Below are 17817 nucleotides of genomic sequence, written 5' to 3'. Positions count from 1 at the left end.
CTCAACACTTCTTAAACAATGTTAAGTCATGACGACAGACGTAAAAAAACCGCCTTAACTATCAAGGCGGTTTAGTTTGCTACGGCAATACCTTATTCAGTTTTTGGTGTTTCAGCTTTTACCGCAGGGGTAGACTGAACAACTGGCAAGCCTTTTAGCAGGTTCATGGCTTGCGTAAATTGAATATCATCTTTACTTGCAGGCTCAATCGGTGCGCTAGGCTCTGCGTATTTCTTCTCATTCAATTTTGCTTTGGCCGCATCATTTTGAGTAGCGCTATCTGCAGGTTTATTTGCCTCAGCATCTTTCGGGTTAGACAGATGGCGAGATAAGTCCGCTTCATGAATTGCGCCAGATTGGTCGGTACCGTCTTCAACCAAGTAATCAGGCACGATGCCTTTAGCCTGGATAGAGCGACCTTTAGGCGTAAAATAACGTGCAGTGGTTAGCTTAATCGCCGCACCGTTATTCATCGGCATAATGGTTTGCACTGACCCTTTACCAAAGCTCTGTGTACCCAACACTGCTGCGCGTTTATGGTCTTGCAGGGCGCCCGCTACAATTTCAGACGCAGAAGCAGAACCACTGTTAATCAATACCACCATCGGTACCGTTTTGATATCGGCTGGCAAATCACGGATGTAATCGTTTGCTGCGCCACCACGTACATAGTTTTCTGGTGTAGCGGTGAGCTGCATTTTAGAGTCAGGTGCACGACCTTCTGTGTAAACCACTAACTCGCCTTTAGGTAAAAAAGCAGCAGATACGCCAACCGCACCGTTCAGCAAGCCGCCCGGGTCATTACGCAGGTCTAACACTAAGCCCTTAAATGCGCCTTTGTTCTCAGTGTGCATGGTTTTAATGGCTTTGGCTAAATCTTCACCAGTACGCTCCTGGAACTGCGTTACACGTACGTAGGCATAACCTGGCTCGGTTAGTTTGTATTTAACACTCTTGCTCTTAATAACTGCGCGGGTCAGCGTGAACTTGAGTGGCTTGGTTTCAGTTTTGCGGATTACCGTAAGTACAATTTTAGTATCAGGTTTGCCACGCATGCGTTTAACCGCATCATTTAACGTTAAACCTTTGACTGGGGTGTCATCAAGCTTAACGATTAAGTCACCGCTTTTAAGGCCAGCTGCATAAGCTGGAGAATCTTCAATCGGTGAGATTACTTTCACTAAGCCATCTTCCATACCAACTTCAATGCCCAAACCGCCAAACTCGCCCTGAGTGGCAACTTGCATGTCTTTAAATGCATCAGGGTCCATGTAGGTAGAGTGTGGGTCCAAGCCAGTGAGCATGCCGCTGATAGCTTCTGAAATTAGTTTTTTGTCTTCAACCGGCTCTACGTAGTCGGTCTTGATTTTGCCAAACACTTCAGCAAAAGCACGCAGGTCATCCAGCGGCAACTGTGGTTTAACCATTTTTTCTGCAACTGCAGAATAGGTTAGGCTCAGCATTAGGCCAAGTATCAAACCTGAGCCAACTAGCCCGATTTTTGTAAGCCGGTGATGTTTATTATTTACTTGCATGAATGTAAGGTGTCCTAACAAAAGTAACAGTAACTGATTTATGCTTTAATATCTTAACTCGCTTTATATGGTTTACATAAAGCCAGATTAGGGTTTGTTGCATTAATACATTGCGCTAGATTTAACGGGCTAAACAACAGCCTAGCGATAACTATGAGTTGCCAAATATTTTTTAGTTTCAGAGTTTAATCATTATATTGCGTTCTACGCATATTAAACTATATCAGTCGGGACATACAAATTGAGTAGATATATTGTTGAAATCACCTATTGCACGCAGTGCCGTTGGCTATTGCGCGCGGCATGGCTTGCGCAAGAGCTATTAACAACGTTTGAGCAGGACTTATACAGTGTGGCATTAAGGCCGGGTACTGGCGGCATCTTTGAGGTGAGCTTAAATGATGAGCTGATTTTCTCCAGAAAAGAGGCGGGCAGGTTCCCCGAGGCAAAAGAGATTAAGCAACTGGTGCGTGATAAAGTAGACCCAGACCGTCATTTGGGGCATAGTGATAAAACGACTACTGAGAACTAGTCGTCTATCGCATGCGTCAGTATGAAACGTTACCGATTTAGAGTCGGGCGATTATTTTTTGATAAGAAAGGATTACAAAATGTCAGATCATCACGATAACAGTCCTATTGTGGACGCGCTCAACACGATTTTAGAGTTTGAATTAGCAGGGGTTGTAAGATACACCCACTATTCGTTGATGGTGTTTGGTTACAACCGTATTCCTATTGTGTCTTGGCTGCGTAGTCAAGCTACAGAGTCTTTAGATCATGCAAACAAAGCAGGCGAAATTATTACGCATTTAGGTGGGCATCCATCATTGTCGATCGGGCCATTGTTAGAAACCCATAATCATGACATTGGTGATATTTTACGTGAGTCTTTAGCGCACGAAACTGCAGCTTTGAATGCGTATAAAGCGCTGTTAAAGCTAGTAGAAGGTGATTCAGTGATGTTGGAAGAGTACGCTAGAGAAATGATTTACCAAGAAGAGTTGCATTTGGGTGAAGTGGATAAAATGCTGCGTAAACCTGGCGATTTAGCTAAGTTTCACGCTTAAGCTAAACCCTCTGTTTGGATATTGACTGGCGGCAACTTGCTCGCCAGTTAGTGTTAGTTAAGACATACGAATTAAAGCAGAAGTTAAGACAGCGAAGCTGAAATTTAGATAACGAGTTAAGCAGGTTATCAGCATTAAAAAAACGACGAAGCCTATGATTGCAAACCTAAGCGTTTAGCGCTTGGGCTTCGTTTAGTTTTTATCTTGGTCAGGTTCTATACGCTGGGCGCCATTAAAGCGTTTGCTCCAATAGCTCGTTTGCATATCATCTACCCGCACACCGCCACCGCTGCTGGGCGAGTGAATAAAGCGGTTATTTCCTACATAAATACCTACATGTGAGAAGGTTGATTTGAGTGTGTTGAAGAACACCAAGTCACCTGGCTGCAAATCACTTTTAGATACTGATTTGCCAATTTGGCTAATGGCTTTTGCACCATGTGGTAGGCTTAAATTAGTAGCTTGCTGGTATACATAACGCACAAAACCACTGCAATCAAACCCGGTTTCTGGTGAGGTGCCGCCATACTTATAGGTAATGCCGGTGAGGCTGAGCGCGCTCACTAAAACTTCACGCGCACGTTCCGGCCAAGCGTGATGCGTCTCTACAGGCTCGGCAGGTGTAGATTTCTCTGTGAGAGTGTTGGTGCTGGTCAGCCCATTGGGGCTAGCTGCGCAGGAGGCACTGGTGAGTGCAAGCACTAAACACACTAAATAATTGTAGTAAGTGAATTTTGCCACGGACTCATTATATTCAACTTACCCAAAAGTACCAAATGTGACGATAACTCAGGTTAAAACAAACATGAGCGTGTTAACTCATGGGATAATTACCGTTCTATGAGTGAATACAATATCCGCCAAGTTTTTGAAAAAGATGGCATTTTAGCTTCTCACATTGCTGGCTACCATGAGCGTACCCAGCAATTGGAAATGGCGTTGGCGATTGCCGATGCGATTGAGCATAATACCCAATTGGTTGCAGAAGCTGGCACCGGCACAGGCAAGACATTTGCCTATTTGGTGCCTGCATTGCTGACTGGCGGCAAAGTCATTATTTCTACTGGTACCAAGAACCTGCAAGACCAACTGTTTAGCCGCGACCTGCCCAATGTGCGAGATGCACTGAAAGTGCCCGTGACGGTAGCTATGCTGAAAGGCCGCTCCAACTATGTGTGCCATTATCATTTAGAGCGCGCAGCTAACGAAGGGCGCTTTGCGGCGAGAGATGATGCCAAATATGTGCAAATTATCAAGACTTTTGCCGAAAACAGTAAAACCGGTGATAAAGGTGAGTTGAACACCGTGCCTGAAAACGCCACGATATGGGCTAACGTTACCTCAACCCGTGATAACTGCCTGGGCGGGGATTGCAACTTCTACAAAGAGTGCTTTGTGATGGAGGCGCGCAAGCAGGCGCTGGCTGCGGATGTGGTGGTCGTGAATCACCACTTGTTCTTTGCGGATGTCATGTTGCGGGATGAAGGCGTGGCCGAATTGTTGCCCAGCGCGAACACCGTGATATTTGACGAGGCACACCAATTGCCGGAAGTCGCAGGCCTGTTTTTTGGCGAGGATGTATCAACCAGCCAATTAATAGAGTTGGCGCGCGATTGTACCGCCGCACATTTGAGCCTAGCCAAAGACTGTGTACAGCTAGGTGAGGTGATTCCCGTACTGGAAAAAGCTTGTAAAGATTTTAGGTTGATTTTTTCGTATGAGGGTTCGCGCATGTCGGTGCAAAAAGCGCTGGCATTGAAAAACTTTGAATCTACATTTGCGCATATGCAGGAACAACTGCAAGCTTTGGCAAAGGTACTGGAAACGCAAGCCGCACGCGATCCACTGCTAGAAAAGTGCTGGCAGCGCAGTATGGCACTACATGACTTACTCAGCCGCTGGCATGCTGCTGAAAATAATAACTTAGTGCGCTGGGTGGAGGTATTTACACAATCAGTGCAATTGCATGCCACCCCGCTCAGTGTTGCCGAGGGCTTTGGTAAGCAGTTAAATGCACAGCCACGCGCATGGATATTCACCTCGGCCACGTTGGCGGTTAAAAATGACTTTAGCCACTATTTAGCACAAATGGGCCTGCAAGCTGCAGCTACCGCTTCGTGGCAAAGCCCATTTAACTATCAGGAGCAGGCATTGTTTTATGTGCCGCCTGAAATGCCAGACCCGAACCACACTTCCTACACTGCCTGTGTGGTTGCAGCTGCGCTGCCTGTGTTACAAGCGAGTGGTGGACGCGCCTTTGTACTTTCAACCAGTTTGCGCGCGATGCGCGAAATCCATGCTTTGCTGAAAGATGCGTTTGCAGAAAACGGCATTGAATGCCCATTGCTGTTGCAGGGTGATACCTCGCGTACTGAATTGTTGGAGCGCTTTCGCAAGCTGGGCAATGCCGTGCTGGTAGGGAGTCAAAGCTTTTGGGAGGGTGTGGACGTACGCGGCGAGGCGTTAAGCGTGGTGATTATTGATAAATTACCATTTGCGCCGCCCGATGACCCGGTGTTGTCAGCACGTGTGGATAAGCTGAATGCAGAGGGTAAAAATGCATTTATGGAGTACCAGCTTCCGTATTCGGTGATTACCTTAAAGCAAGGTGCTGGGCGCTTGATTCGCGATGAAAATGATCGCGGTGTGTTGATGATTTGTGATCCGCGCTTGATTACCAAGGCATACGGCAAACGTATCTGGCAAAGTTTGCCACCGTTCAAGCGCACGCGTGTGTTGAGTGATGTGCAGGCGTTCTTTGCTGACCATTAATATATATAAATTGCAGGCGTTAGCTTCTGTGCTTAGCATCGAAAAAATAATGCAGGTGGAGTAAATCCCGTGTTTTTGATTTCCTAATTAGTTTAGAATGCGCGTCCTTTATGTTTTAGCGGCATTGACCATGTGACGCTAAAAACTTCGCACACGTTTTAAACTTTTGGAATTCATCATGATTCGTTCTTTATCAGCGCTTTTTGCAACCGTACTTTTTTCTGCTTCAACACTTAGTTTTGCAGGTGATTGCAATAAAACAGTGATGGGTGGCGGCTGTACGGTAGAGGCCGGTGCAGGTGTTGCTGCTCATATGCGCAGCCAGCCTGTGGTTAAGCCAGCAGTTGCCAAGGCAAAAGAGGCTGCGGTCAAAGAAGTGGCCGTGCCAAAAAATGTGAAAATGAGCACAGCAGCAAACCAGAAACCGCAAATTTAGGCTAGATACCTAAGTTTTGGGTGTCTAAGTTGTAGATGCCTAAATTGCAGATAACTAAGTTGAGTAAGTGCACAATTGCCAGCACACAGTAAGGGATAACCCCGTTGCTACAGTCAGGCATGTTGCTGCAATTTACGCGGTAAATAATTTAAATGAAGCTGACGTCATGGTCAGCTTTTTTAATTTTGGCTATGTCTTAAAGTAATTGGCGCTATAGTTATCTTTTTAATTGAATCTCCCCTAATTTATTGCGATGCATGTTATTCATATACCAGAAAGTGAGTACGAGCTTAGTGCGATTCGTGCGCAAGGTGCGGGTGGGCAAAATGTGAACAAAGTCTCCAGTGCGATTCACTTGCGGTTTGATATTCAGGCATCAAGTTTGAGTGATTTGCTGAAAGAGCGTTTGTGTCATCTTAAAGATAACCGTATCAATGATGATGGTGTATTGGTCATCAAAGCACAGCAATATCGCACGCAAGAGGCGAACAAAAAAGACGCGGTTCAACGCCTGCACGAGATTATCAATGCGGCAAATCAAGTCAAACCTACCCGTTATGCCACGCGTCCAACTTATGGCTCCAAGTTGCGCCGATTAGAAACTAAATCACAACGTGGGCATTTAAAGCAATTGCGTGGCAAAATAGCGGGTGAGTAAAACTCCATGCTTTATCTCACCATTTTGTTGCTGCCATAACTGCTTTAATTGATATTAAAACATGCTGTTACGGCCACATAGAGTAAGATTTCCCCTAGCGTAATTTAAGATGTGTAATTTAAAAATTTAACCAATGAATCTATTAGCTTTTGATACCTCAACCGAATATTTATCACTCGCCATCATGCGTGATAACACGGTGTTTAACTATGACGTGTTGGCCGGACAAACTCACTCGCAAATTATTTTGCCGCAGATTCAGCATTTATTAAATCAAGCCGAGTTGCAGTTGCAGGATTTAAATGGCTTAGCGTTTGGCGCAGGCCCCGGCTCCTTTACTGGTGTGCGTATTGCGGCTGGTGTTGCGCAGGGCTTGGGCTTGGGAGCGAATCTGCCTGTAGTCGGCGTTTGCACCTTGATGGCTTTGGCTGAAGCAAGCACGGCGCCAAAAGTAATCGCTTGCTTAGATGCGCGCATGGGAGAGGTTTACCATGCGGTTTATGTGAAAGATGCTGCGGGCTGGCAGGCAGTGATGGCGCCAGGCTTATATAAGCCGGATGCAGTGCCGGCGGTTGAGGGTAACGATTGGGTGGGCGCTGGCAGTGGCTGGCAAACTTATGGTGAAGTGCTGGCGGAGGCTTACCGTGGACAAGTGCTGTCTACGCAGCCAGCCTTGCTGCCCATGGCAAGTGCGGTGCTTACCTTAGCGCAGCCGATTTTTGAAGCGGGTGAAGCGAAAACGGCTGAGCATGCCATGCCAATTTATATACGTAATCGGGTGGCACTGAAGACAGCTGAGCGTGAGCAGGGTTTACGTTTATGAGTGCAGTACCAAAGCCACAATATCAATTCCGCGCCATGACGGTTGCTGATTTGGACGCTATCATGGAGATTGAGCCGCACATTTACTCACACCCTTGGACACGTGGCAATTTTGCAGACTCGCTGAAGTCTGCGCATAGTGCATGGGTATTGCTACATAATGAAGAAATCATCGGCTATGCTTTGATGATGATGGTGTTAGATGAAGCGCACTTGTTAAACCTTAGTGTGAGTAAACCTTACCAAAAGCAAGGCTTAGGGCGCTTATTGTTGGAGCACATGATCAGTATTGCGCAGGCGTTAAAAGCTGCCAATATGTTTTTAGAGGTAAGAGCCAGCAATATTTCTGCCATTGCTTTATACGAGAATATTGGGTTTAATGAAATGGCTGTCCGCCGCGGCTATTACCCAGCGCATCATGGACGTGAGGACGCAATTTTAATGGGATTGGCGATATGACTTTGATGACGCGTGAGGACGTGCTGCGAGAGCTTGAATTGCTACCTGTCTGGCAATTAAAAGCACCGCTGCCGAGTGTGCAGGGAGTGCCTGCATTAAAGCCAGCACATACCATTGCGACTGAAAGTGTAACGTTATTAAGCCAAGTTATTGAGCCAGTTATTGAGCCAGTTATTGAGCCAGTTATTGAGCCAGTTATTGAGCCAGTTATTGAGCCAGTTATTGAGCCAGCGCCGCTGGATAGCGTAGTGGTGGAAGCCGTAGCGATTGTAGCTCCATTCCGCTTACTCATCAGCGATGATGCCAGCATTGGGTTTGCATTAGATAGCACGTCTGGTGATGCGCACGATATAGAAACGCTATTGAGCAATATGCTGAAAGCGATTAACATAAACTGCCGTATTGATATTGCAGAAGCGACCGTAGCTACGCTCGCTGAACATGCTGTTAAATTAGTAGTGGTGATGGGAGGTGCGGCCGCCCACAGCTTGATGGGGCAATTGCAAACCATAGACGATTGGCGCAGTATCCAGTCAGCTAACCCGATTTATTATCAGAAATTACCAGTGGTGATTACTTACCACCCTGCATTTTTGCTTAAAAATACCGCTTATAAGGCAAAAGCCTGGGTTGATTTATGTGCGGCAAAACGTATTCTGCAAGAGTTGTGACTAGCGCAAGACTTGTAAATAAAAGATTCAGCACTATATTAAGACCGATAATATTGAAATCGGTAATTAATCAATTTTAGAGGAATCGTAATGAAACATTTAGTTTTGAGATTTTTAGCCGTGTTATTTGTATTAAGCTTAACTGGCTGCGGTTACAATACTTTCCAATCGCTAGATGAAGAGTCGAAAGCGAGCTGGTCTGAGGTGTTGAATCAATATCAACGCAGAGCAGACTTAGTGCCTAATTTAGTGAATGTAGTAAAAGGGTATGCTTCACATGAAAAAGAAGTGCTGACGCAAGTTGCCGATGCGCGATCAAAAGTCGGTAGCATGCAAGTGACTCCTGAGCTACTAAATGACCCGGAAGCTTTTGCCAAGTTTCAGGCGGCGCAAGGGCAGTTAACCTCTGCATTGTCACGTTTGCTAGCGGTGTCTGAAAACTACCCAAATTTAAAAGCAGACCAAGGCTTTAGAGATTTACAGGCGCAGTTAGAAGGTACCGAAAACCGCATTACAGTTGCACGTAATCGCTATATCGAAACCATTAAAAACTACAATGTTGCTGTGCGTAGCTTTCCTAATAACTTAACTGCCATGGCGCTAGGTTACAAAGCTAAGCCATCATTTACTGTAGAAAACGAAAAAGCGATTTCTGTTGCGCCTACGGTTAATTTTGAAAGTAAATAACTAGCCTAAGCACTGGCGTGATTAGCGTGTCTTTTTTCTTGAGAGCAAGCTTGTTTGCACTTTATATGATGCTATTTGCATCGTTTAATGTGCATGCCGAGCTTGTGCCTATCCCAGCTTTACAGCACCGTGTTACCGATTTAACCCAAACCCTTAGCGCTCAGCAGCAATCTGCACTTGAGCAGAAAGTTGCTGCATTTGAGCAAGAAAAGGGCAGCCAGATTGCGGTGTTGATTATCCCCACTACCCAGCCAGAAGTGATTGAGCAATACAGCATCCGCGTGGCAGAAGCTTGGAAGCTGGGGCGTGAGAAAGAGGATGATGGCGTGCTGCTGTTGGTAGCAAAAGACGACCGTAAAATGCGTATTGAAGTTGGCTATGGCTTAGAGGGCGCCATTCCTGATTTAATTGCTAAACGCGTGATTACGGAAATCATGGCGCCAAGTTTCAAACAAGGCGATTTTTATGGCGGCATCACCAAAGCAGTGGATGCACTGATAGGCTTGATTGCGGGGGAGCAGTTGCCGGCGCCTGCTAAGCACAATAACCAGAGCAGTTTTAGTGACCTGCTACCTTTGTTGCTGGTGGGTGGCTTGATACTGGGCAGCATATTGCGCGCGGTATTTGGCGACTTTTTTGGAGGCGTGTTAAATGGAGGCATTATCGCCGTACTGGCTTGGTTTTTTGGCGTAGCTTTATTAATTGCGCTGCTATTAGGCATCGTTGCCTTTATTCTCACCCTGATTGGCTCATCTGGATTGGGGCAGCTAGGCGGAGGCGGTTATAGTGGCGGCGGTGGGCACTCCGATAGCTGGAGTGGCGGTGGTGGTGGCGACTTTGGCGGCGGCGGCGCATCAGGAGATTGGTAATGACAGCTAAACTGATACGACGCTTATGCAGGCATCTTTGCACTTTACCCAGTGCGGTAAAACAGCATTTTTGTTATGGTGCAATACAGCGTATTGAAGCGGCAATCGCTGCCAGTGAGTTGCAGCATCTAGGTGAGATTCGCTTTGCGGTAGAGGCTAGGTTGCCATTATCGGCACTGCTCGCCAAAAAAACGGCTAAACATAGAGCGCTAGAACTTTTCTCATCATTAAGAGTTTGGGATACAGAACAAAATAATGGCGTGTTAATCTATCTGCTGTTAGCGGATCATGATTTTGAGATTCTGGCAGATCGCGGCATACATCAGCATGTGGAGAGCCAGGGCTGGGAGCATATCAGCCGCCATATGGAGCAGATGTTCAAGCAAGGAAAATTTGAGGCTGGCGTGATTGAAGGCATCTCAAAAATCAGTGAACATCTGATTCAATATTATCCAGCCCACGGTAAAAATCAAAATGAGCTACCCGACGCCCCAGTTATTTTATAGATTATTGCTGGGGTTCAGTTTACTGCTACCGTTCAGCGCACAGGCATCCATTGCCGATATTACGCGTATTTATAAACAAACACCAAAATTAGAAGCTTTTGAAATCTGTACTGGCGGCGGCTGTGCAGAGATTAAACAGGTTTCTTTGACTAATGATGAATGGAAAGTCATCACCGCTATATTTGAGGATACTAGCCCAACGCAAGATGCGCCATCAGAGCGCAAGCATATTGCAGAGGCGATTGGTGCACTGGAAAAAGTGGTAGGCGCCAAAACAGGCACCAGTACTGACCGTGCAGGTACTTTTGATAACTCTCGTTACCCCGGCCAGTTAGACTGCAACGATGAGGCCATTAATAGTACGACTTACATGCGCTTAATGTATCAGCATGACTTAATTAAACTGCATGCGATTGAGAGTATGGGGACACGCAGTTATTTTCTTTTTGGCTGGCCGCATAGCACCGCTGTGATTCATGAACTTGCCACAGGTGAGCGCTATGCCGTGGATAGCTGGTTTTACGATAACGGCTATCCTGCCACCATTGTGCCGTTTGCATCGTGGAAATCTGGCTACTTTCCAGCAGATAGCCCTATCTTAAAAGGCCGTTCTGACGCCAAGTAGTAAAATGTCGTGAGTCCAGTGTGATAAGTATTACTGACTAACACACTGATTATCTGTAAAATTCGCATTTTTATTTAGCACTGATCTCAATTACTATGCGCGCCTCTCAATTTTTCTTTAATACTCAAAAAGAAGCCCCTAACGAAGCCGAGCTGCAAAGCCATATTTTAATGGTGCGTGCTGGCCTGATTAAACGGCTAGGCTCAGGACTGTATAGCTGGATGCCACTAGGTCTGCGCGTGTTACGCAAGGTAGAGCGCGTGGTGCGTGAGGAAATGAATAATGCAGGCGCGTTAGAGCTATTAATGCCAGCAGTGCAGCCTAAAGAACTGTGGGAAGAAACAGGCCGTTGGGCGGTATTTGGCCCACAAATGCTTAAAATTCAAGATAGACACGAACGCGAATTCTGTTTTGGCCCTACGCATGAAGAAGTGATTACTGACATCGCCCGTAAAGAAATTCGCAGTTACAAGCAATTGCCGCTTAATTTTTATCAGATACAGACTAAGTTCCGTGACGAGATTCGCCCGCGCTTCGGTGTGATGCGCGCGCGTGAGTTTATGATGAAAGATGCCTATTCATTCCATACTGATTTTGCATCGTTAGAAAAAACTTATGACACCATGTATCAGGCTTACAGCAATGTATTTACCCGCTTAGGCTTGAAATTCCGTGCGGTAAAAGCCGATACAGGCGCAATTGGTGGTGATGGTTCGCACGAGTTTCATGTATTGGCAGACTCTGGCGAAGATGGCTTGGCCTATTGCGAGACATCAGATTTCGCAGCCAATGTGGAGTTGGCCGAGGCGATCCCTGTCAGCACTAGCCGTGGTAAAGCTACTGAAACCATGCGTGACGTAGATACCCCGAAACAAACCGCATGTGAAGATGTGGCGAAACTACTGGAAATCAGCATAGAGCGCACAGTGAAAGCGATTGCTTTGATTGCTAAAGATGAAGCCGGCAATGATAAGTTTTACTTGGCATTGTTACGTGGCGACCATCACCTCAATGAAGTGAAGCTAGGTAAGCTTGCCGGGTTGGCCGACTTTAGATTTGCCACTGAAGAAGAAATCCGCGCTAACCTTAATTGCCCGCCAGGCTTTATTGGCCCGGTAGGTGTAGGCGCTAATGTCACCGTGATTGCAGATAAAACCGTGGCATTGATGAGCGATTTTGTGTGTGGGGCCAATAAACCTAAATATCACTTGGCTGGTGTGAATTTTGGCCGTGACTTACCTGAGCCAGTGTTAGTTGCAGATATCCGTAACGTAGTGGCTGGTGATGCCAGCCCTGACGGTAAAGGCGTGTTGTCATTATGCCGTGGTATTGAGGTTGGTCATATTTTCCAACTACGTACCAAATACTCAGAAGCGATGAGCGCAACCTACCTGGATGAAAACGGACAAACCCAAGTGATGGAGATGGGTTGTTACGGCATTGGCGTATCACGTATCGTGGGTGCTGCCATTGAGCAAGGCAATGATGAGCGCGGTATTATCTTCCCTAAGAGCATGGCACCGTTTGAAGTGGTGATTTGTGCGATTGGTTATGATAAGTCTGAGGTGGTTAAAGCGGCAGCGAATAAACTGCATGATGAGTTACAAGCCGCTGGGGTGGATGTGTTACTAGATGATAGAGGTGAGCGTCCGGGCGTGATGTTTGCCGAAGCGGATTTGATGGGCATCCCGCATCGCTTGGTGATTGGTGAACGTGGCCTCAATGAAGGTAATGTGGAGTACAAAGCTAGAACACAGGCGGATGCGCAATCTGTAGCGCTGGTGTCAGTGGTTGAGTTTGTGCAGAATTTGTCTTAGTATCAAGGTGTTGCAGTGATTGCATTAGGGAGTTTGCGTGCTCAAAAAACTACGAATTAGCTTGCTGATGTTGTTAGGTGCTCTAGTGCCTTACATGAGTTATGCCGGCTCGCAGATTGAAGAGCCGCTTTCTAATAGCGTGAAAGCGTTGATGCAGCGCAGCGTAAGTGACCGCGCTGCACCTACGCTGACCTTTGCAACTAAAGAAGAAGGCCAAGCCTGGCTGAATGAAATGTCGCAACGTCTGCAAAAGCGCATGCCAGACCAGCAGTATCGAGAGGACTTTTTGCGCACAGTGCATTATGAAGCCAGCCGCGCGGGTTTGGACCCGCAAATGGTGTTGGGCCTGATTCAAGTGGAGAGTGGCTTTAAGAAATATGCAGTCTCATCGGTAGGTGCACGTGGTTTTATGCAAGTGATGCCATTTTGGGTGCGTAGCATAGGCGCTAACGACCATAACTTGTTTTTACTGCGTACTAACCTACGCTATGGCTGCACAATTTTAAGGCACTATGTAGATATTGAGCGCGGCGATTTATACCGTGCTTTAGGGCGCTACAATGGTAGTTTGGGTAAGCCGGAGTATCCAAATTTAATCCTTGGTGCCTGGCGTAAAAACTGGGACTACACGCCTAACCGCTGGTCAGTAACACCCAAAAACATTTAATTTAAAAGTTTTTATCAATATTTAACTCGCACTTTGTTACCTAATTAGCAAGCACACATAAAAAAACCGCCTTCAGGCGGTTTTTTTATGTGTGCTTGCTAAGCGTTATTACAAATACTGCGTGTTATTTTTGTATTTTAAAGCCATAGTAGGTGCCAAATTCACCTTCTGGTTCGTGGAATACAAATAGCATTTGGTTGGCGTAACCCAAGCCGGTGTAGTGGTTGTTAGCACGCAATTTTAGCGTTTTAGGTAGTGCAGATTTACCTACATATTTACCTGTAATGTCAAACAGCAATACGGCTTTATGGTCTACATCGAGTAACGCAAACTCCTCGCCTTTTACTGCAGTATAAGCAATAAATGACTCGCTCACATCATCATGCGCGGCACCAGCTTTGTCGAGCTCTAGCGTGATCACGCCGGTTTTTTCTCTGCTGTTTGGATCCACAATAAATACATTGTTGCCATGCGCTTGTTTTGCATAATAGCGTTTATGCTCGGCATCGTAGCTTGGGATAGTCGCTGAGTCACCGAACGCAGGGTTGAATTGTGAAATCTCGTCAGATGAGTCTTTTAACTCGCCAGACTCAGTTAAATGGATCGAAAAAATACCCGAGTTAGGCGCAAAGCCTAAATCACTGGAGATGTTGTAGGTAACGGTTTCCAATTGGTGCGTGTTGCTGTTGTAATAAATTGAGCGGTTATCGTAACCCGGGCGTGAAGAGTTTACATATTTGCCGTCTTCGTCATAAGCATGGATCTGCGATTTTGAATAAGGCGCTTCTGTTTCGCTACCCATAGGCGCTAAGCCGCCATCTGCAATGTAATAGCGCTTAAAGCCCGGGATATGCGCTACGGTAAATGGGCGCGTGGTTGGTTTTTTTACCATCGGGATTTTAATGCCAACTTCGGCCTCAGGTAGGATCTCTGCATTAGCAGTGGATGCTAGCGTCATTAGGGCAATCGGAATGAGTAGGGTGAGTGCGCGCATTTTTTCTCTATTTCTTCAAACGGTTAAGTGTCAGTTAGTCCAAGTGCTTATAGCTTTTGTTCAATATAGCTCAATCAGTCATGCTTATGTATTTATGCTGCCTGTAGTTTTTCTATGAGCATAGCATCGCCATAACTAAAGAAACGATACTCACCTTCTACAGCATGGGCATAAGCTTTCCTGATGTTATCAGTGCCTGCAAATGCAGAGACTAGCATGAGTAAGGTGCTTTTAGGTAGATGAAAGTTAGTTAGCAGGCGATCCACCACGTTAAAGCGGTACCCTGGTGTAATGAAAATATCGGTGTCGCCTTCGCCCGCGGCCAATTTTCCACTTCTTGCGGCGCTCTCCAATGCGCGCATCGCGGTGGTGCCAATTGCAGTGACGATGCTGCCATTAGCTTTGGTTTCTTCAATTAGTGCGACTGTTTCTTGTGGTACATGAAATAGTTCGCTGTGCATTTTATGGTCTGCCACGTTGTCTACACGTACCGGCTGAAACGTGCCGGCACCTACGTGCAGCGTCACGTATGCGATATTTACACCTTTTGCCTTGAGCTGCTCCAAAATCTCGGTGCTGAAGTGTAAGCCTGCGGTAGGTGCTGCCACTGCGCCCAAGTGTTTTGCGTACACGGTTTGGTAACGCTCTTCGTCATGGTCGGTCGCACCGTGGGTAATATAAGGCGGCAACGGCAATGCACCATACTGTTCAAGTAACTCAAACACAGATGCATCGCTTAAAAAATGTAGCTCGAACAAATCATCATGGCGTGCGGTGACTTCTACATCAAATGCTTCGCTAAGTGTGATGCGGCTGCCAACTTTAGGCGCACGCGATGCACGTACATGTGCATAGGCAGTATGTTGATTAATTACCCGTTCAATCAAAACTTCAACACTGCCACCAGAGTGTTTATTTCCGAACAAACGAGCCTTGATGACGCGGGTGTCATTAAAAATGAGTAAATCCCCGGCCTTGAAGAAATCAGGAAAGTCTAAAAACTGTTTATCCGTTAATTCACTGGTTGCGCTATTGAGGTATAACATGCGACTGGCAGTGCGTTCTGAGGAGGGATGTTGTGCAATTAGTGAAGAAGGTAGATAAAAATCGAAATCTTGGGTTTTCATATGGCTCATAGCTTGCTATAATAGCGAAATCGCAATTATACAGGAATGTATAATTCCAAGAGGCCCAGGTGGCGGAATTGGTAGACGCACGGGACTCAAAATCCCGCGCCGCGAGGCGTGCCGGTTCGATTCCGGCCCTGGGCACCAAAACATTAAAAAGGACTACTCTTACGAGTGGTCCTTTTTTTTATCCAGCATTTTGCAGTGCTTAAGCTAGTTATCGTATGTGAATAGTGCCTGGGTTATTTAACTGATTGATTTTTATGCAGTTAGCTTGGATGGTGATGTGCCATAAGCTTAGTGCAGTTTGCTGTATATGGGTTTTGTTCATGATTTTACGTAGTGGTTATTCATGAACAGTGACAGTGTTGTTTTTGCACACAGGTGCATAATAGAACCATACGAACAAGACATTACGTCAGTTCAAACCCAATACTAGGAGAATGATTATGTGGACAACACCAGCAGCTACTGAAATGCGTTTTGGCTTTGAAGTTACTATGTACGTAATGAACAAGTAATTATTGTTTTTGCACTTAATTACTGCTTGTACTTAAATTATTATTAGTACTTGCAATACAATGAGGGGGCTTAGGCTCCCTTTGTCATTTATATGACATAAAACTTGCTTATAGTTACCCACTATTAAAGCATGTAGCGAAGTTACCTACTTCATTTGTAATAAACCGGAAATCAAAAGTTTCTTAAGGAGATTTAAATGTATACATATCAACAATATGATGATGTCACGCCCGATGTGGTGCTTGACGCAGACCAAGTCATACGCTTCATTTTCACTGCAGTATTTGTTGTCGCGGCGTTTGTCGTCCCCGCTGCTGTTGCTGTACAGTTCTTTATCGTTTAGCCAATTTTGATGGAGCACCAAGCTCTGGTGCATTGCTGCTATCTGCTGCTAGGCATGTAGCGAGTACGTCTGGATTATTTAAGCTGGGCTAAAGCGGCAGTAATAGAGTTTTCACTTAGTGGACGCACTAGTCGGTCAACCTCTACACCGTCTTGTAACAGTATGAGTGTTGGCCATAACTTCACTGCATAAGTTCGACCTAATCGCTGGCCTTTTCCGTCTTCAATCTTAATATGATGGATGTTGGGGTAAGCGTTGATGGCTGCACTGATGCTTGCTTGAGCTGCTTGGCAATGGCCGCACCAGGCTGCGCCAAACTCTACCAAAGTGGCACCTGTGCGCTGATCGAGAAATTCACGATTAATGGGTTGATTGGGGAGCATGCTGCCTAATAATGCCTCTACATGAATAAGTCGATTGAAAGCAGTCACTTAATTAAGCTGTGCCCATCCATCCCACAACTTTACCCACAGAAATTGTGGAGTAATCAAATAGATGTCACCATCAATTGTTACCGTGAGCTACCTTGCAGGCAACTTATTTAAAGCGTCTGAAAGAACCTGTTACTACGCCCCATACCTCAAAGTTCATTTCCTCTGTGATATTAATAGGCGCGTAGTCTGCAGATGAGTTTGCCGGTAGCAAGCGGATATTGCCTTCTTTGGTGCGGCTTAATGTTTTGATGGTAAATTCACCGTCAATGACTGCTAATACAATATCACCGATAGATGCAATTTTAGCGCGGTCAACTACGGCTTTATCGCCAGGTAGTAAGCCTATGTCCACCATAGAGTAACCTTGAATCGTTACAAAAAAAGTGGTGTCTTTTTTATCAATCAAGAAGTCATTAGGGTCTAGCCTTTGTTCTAAATGGTCTTCTGCCGGGCTAGGTAATCCTGCGGATACTTTAGAGCTAAATAGCGGCAACTCCATTGGTTGCGTTACTAAGGCGGGTAATTCAAATTGTGTTACTACGTCTAAATCGGTCATCATTCTTTTTCGTTGGTAAGCAGCCAGAAAGTCTTTAATAACAGGGGCTTGGCTTGTGGGGATTCTAAGCACGGATGTTTGTTCACGAAATTTCCCAGAACCAATCTTGCGGCCCGCACCTTCGCGCTTGCCGCCTGCTTTATTGATTTTAGGTAAATCATTCATATAATTAATGTTACGTTAATCAAACTGATGATGCAATCAAATTTAACGACCTGACAAAATCTAAAAAAGCTGCGTATTATCT

Annotated in this window: 22 protein-coding genes and 1 tRNA gene; 17 read left to right on the top strand and 6 right to left on the bottom strand. The window is 45.7% G+C overall.

Annotated elements, in window-relative coordinates; all coding sequences use genetic code 11:
• Positions 1-92: 92 nt before the first annotated feature.
• A complete protein-coding gene (locus ACSSU7_RS07260; RefSeq protein ID WP_492515889.1) occupies positions 93-1535 on the bottom strand; it encodes a S41 family peptidase in 1443 nt (480 codons plus the stop codon).
• 241 nt (positions 1536-1776) lie between these two features.
• Between ACSSU7_RS07260 and ACSSU7_RS07255 the strand changes: the two genes are divergently transcribed.
• Positions 1777-2067: an Rdx family protein gene (locus tag ACSSU7_RS07255; RefSeq protein ID WP_331020720.1), complete on the top strand. Its 291-nt coding sequence runs from the start codon at positions 1777-1779 to the stop codon at positions 2065-2067.
• Positions 2068-2146: 79 nt separating this feature from the next.
• Positions 2147-2605 carry a ferritin-like domain-containing protein gene (locus ACSSU7_RS07250; RefSeq protein ID WP_331020721.1) on the top strand — a complete coding sequence of 153 codons (459 nt, stop codon included), beginning with the start codon at positions 2147-2149 and terminating at the stop codon, positions 2603-2605.
• Positions 2606-2797: 192 nt separating this feature from the next.
• On the opposite strand, the gene ACSSU7_RS07245 is transcribed toward ACSSU7_RS07250, so the two are convergent.
• Positions 2798-3346, bottom strand: a complete 549-nt coding sequence (locus ACSSU7_RS07245) for a C40 family peptidase (protein WP_492515888.1) — start codon at positions 3344-3346, stop codon at positions 2798-2800.
• A 99-nt stretch (positions 3347-3445) separates the two neighbouring features.
• Here ACSSU7_RS07245 and yoaA point away from each other — a divergent pair, with 99 nt between their 5' ends.
• The 12 genes from yoaA to ACSSU7_RS07185 all read left to right on the top strand — a co-directional run bounded on the left by yoaA (position 3446) and on the right by ACSSU7_RS07185 (position 13594).
• The gene (gene yoaA / locus ACSSU7_RS07240; RefSeq protein WP_492515887.1) at positions 3446-5377 is read left to right on the top strand and encodes a DNA repair helicase YoaA; all 1932 of its coding nucleotides are present in this window, start codon (positions 3446-3448) and stop codon (positions 5375-5377) included.
• Between the two features lie 178 nt (positions 5378-5555).
• Entirely contained in the window at positions 5556-5813 is a 258-nt protein-coding gene (locus ACSSU7_RS07235; protein WP_492515886.1) for a hypothetical protein, read from the top strand.
• Between the two features lie 253 nt (positions 5814-6066).
• Complete coding sequence (gene arfB, locus ACSSU7_RS07230; RefSeq protein WP_492515885.1) at positions 6067-6471, top strand: alternative ribosome rescue aminoacyl-tRNA hydrolase ArfB; 405 nt, start codon at positions 6067-6069, stop codon at positions 6469-6471.
• 133 nt (positions 6472-6604) lie between these two features.
• Complete coding sequence (tsaB, locus tag ACSSU7_RS07225) at positions 6605-7294, top strand: tRNA (adenosine(37)-N6)-threonylcarbamoyltransferase complex dimerization subunit type 1 TsaB (protein WP_492515884.1); 690 nt, start codon at positions 6605-6607, stop codon at positions 7292-7294.
• Positions 7291-7752, top strand: a complete 462-nt coding sequence (rimI, locus tag ACSSU7_RS07220; protein ID WP_492515883.1) for a ribosomal protein S18-alanine N-acetyltransferase — start codon at positions 7291-7293, stop codon at positions 7750-7752. The genes tsaB and rimI overlap by 4 nt, the downstream gene beginning before the upstream one ends.
• A complete protein-coding gene (locus ACSSU7_RS07215) occupies positions 7749-8423 on the top strand; it encodes a uracil-DNA glycosylase family protein (RefSeq protein ID WP_492515882.1) in 675 nt (224 codons plus the stop codon). The genes rimI and ACSSU7_RS07215 overlap by 4 nt, the downstream gene beginning before the upstream one ends.
• A 90-nt stretch (positions 8424-8513) precedes the next feature.
• Positions 8514-9110 carry a LemA family protein gene (locus ACSSU7_RS07210; RefSeq protein WP_492515881.1) on the top strand — a complete coding sequence of 199 codons (597 nt, stop codon included), beginning with the start codon at positions 8514-8516 and terminating at the stop codon, positions 9108-9110.
• Between the two features lie 68 nt (positions 9111-9178).
• Entirely contained in the window at positions 9179-9979 is an 801-nt protein-coding gene (locus ACSSU7_RS07205) for a TPM domain-containing protein (RefSeq protein WP_492517777.1), read from the top strand.
• On the top strand, positions 9979-10485 hold the full coding sequence (locus ACSSU7_RS07200; protein ID WP_492515880.1) for a TPM domain-containing protein: 507 nt from the start codon (positions 9979-9981) through the stop codon (positions 10483-10485). The genes ACSSU7_RS07205 and ACSSU7_RS07200 overlap by 1 nt, the downstream gene beginning before the upstream one ends.
• Positions 10454-11110 carry a hypothetical protein gene (locus ACSSU7_RS07195; protein ID WP_492515879.1) on the top strand — a complete coding sequence of 219 codons (657 nt, stop codon included), beginning with the start codon at positions 10454-10456 and terminating at the stop codon, positions 11108-11110. The genes ACSSU7_RS07200 and ACSSU7_RS07195 overlap by 32 nt, the downstream gene beginning before the upstream one ends.
• A gap of 95 nt (positions 11111-11205) precedes the next feature.
• Positions 11206-12927 (top strand): proline--tRNA ligase, encoded by a 1722-nt coding sequence (locus ACSSU7_RS07190; RefSeq protein ID WP_492515878.1) that lies wholly within the window; start codon positions 11206-11208, stop codon positions 12925-12927.
• Positions 12928-12994: 67 nt separating this feature from the next.
• Positions 12995-13594: a lytic transglycosylase domain-containing protein gene (locus tag ACSSU7_RS07185; protein ID WP_492517776.1), complete on the top strand. Its 600-nt coding sequence runs from the start codon at positions 12995-12997 to the stop codon at positions 13592-13594.
• Positions 13595-13718: 124 nt separating this feature from the next.
• Here ACSSU7_RS07185 and ACSSU7_RS07180 read toward each other — a convergent pair whose 3' ends face one another.
• On the bottom strand, positions 13719-14588 hold the full coding sequence (locus ACSSU7_RS07180) for a hypothetical protein (RefSeq protein ID WP_492515877.1): 870 nt from the start codon (positions 14586-14588) through the stop codon (positions 13719-13721).
• 92 nt (positions 14589-14680) lie between these two features.
• Complete coding sequence (queA, locus tag ACSSU7_RS07175; RefSeq protein WP_492515876.1) at positions 14681-15715, bottom strand: tRNA preQ1(34) S-adenosylmethionine ribosyltransferase-isomerase QueA; 1035 nt, start codon at positions 15713-15715, stop codon at positions 14681-14683.
• Between the two features lie 62 nt (positions 15716-15777).
• Between queA and ACSSU7_RS07170 the strand changes: the two genes are divergently transcribed.
• The 3 genes from ACSSU7_RS07170 (at position 15778) to ACSSU7_RS07160 (ending at position 16580) form a co-directional block, all read left to right on the top strand.
• Positions 15778-15862: transfer RNA gene (locus ACSSU7_RS07170), tRNA-Leu, on the top strand.
• Positions 15863-16164: 302 nt separating this feature from the next.
• Complete coding sequence (pqqA, locus tag ACSSU7_RS07165; protein WP_012777389.1) at positions 16165-16236, top strand: pyrroloquinoline quinone precursor peptide PqqA; 72 nt, start codon at positions 16165-16167, stop codon at positions 16234-16236.
• Positions 16237-16433: 197 nt separating this feature from the next.
• Complete coding sequence (locus ACSSU7_RS07160; RefSeq protein WP_492515875.1) at positions 16434-16580, top strand: hypothetical protein; 147 nt, start codon at positions 16434-16436, stop codon at positions 16578-16580.
• Between the two features lie 74 nt (positions 16581-16654).
• Here the strand turns inward: ACSSU7_RS07160 and ACSSU7_RS07155 are convergent, their stop codons facing one another.
• The gene (locus ACSSU7_RS07155; RefSeq protein ID WP_492517775.1) at positions 16655-16963 is read right to left on the bottom strand and encodes a thioredoxin family protein; all 309 of its coding nucleotides are present in this window, start codon (positions 16961-16963) and stop codon (positions 16655-16657) included.
• 154 nt (positions 16964-17117) lie between these two features.
• Positions 17118-17735: a LexA family protein gene (locus ACSSU7_RS07150; protein ID WP_492515874.1), complete on the bottom strand. Its 618-nt coding sequence runs from the start codon at positions 17733-17735 to the stop codon at positions 17118-17120.
• Positions 17736-17817: the final 82 nt, after the last annotated feature.

Source organism: Methylotenera sp. E1MeOHC1, assembly GCF_058745595.1.
This window is presented reverse-complemented; position numbering and strand designations above follow the sequence as displayed.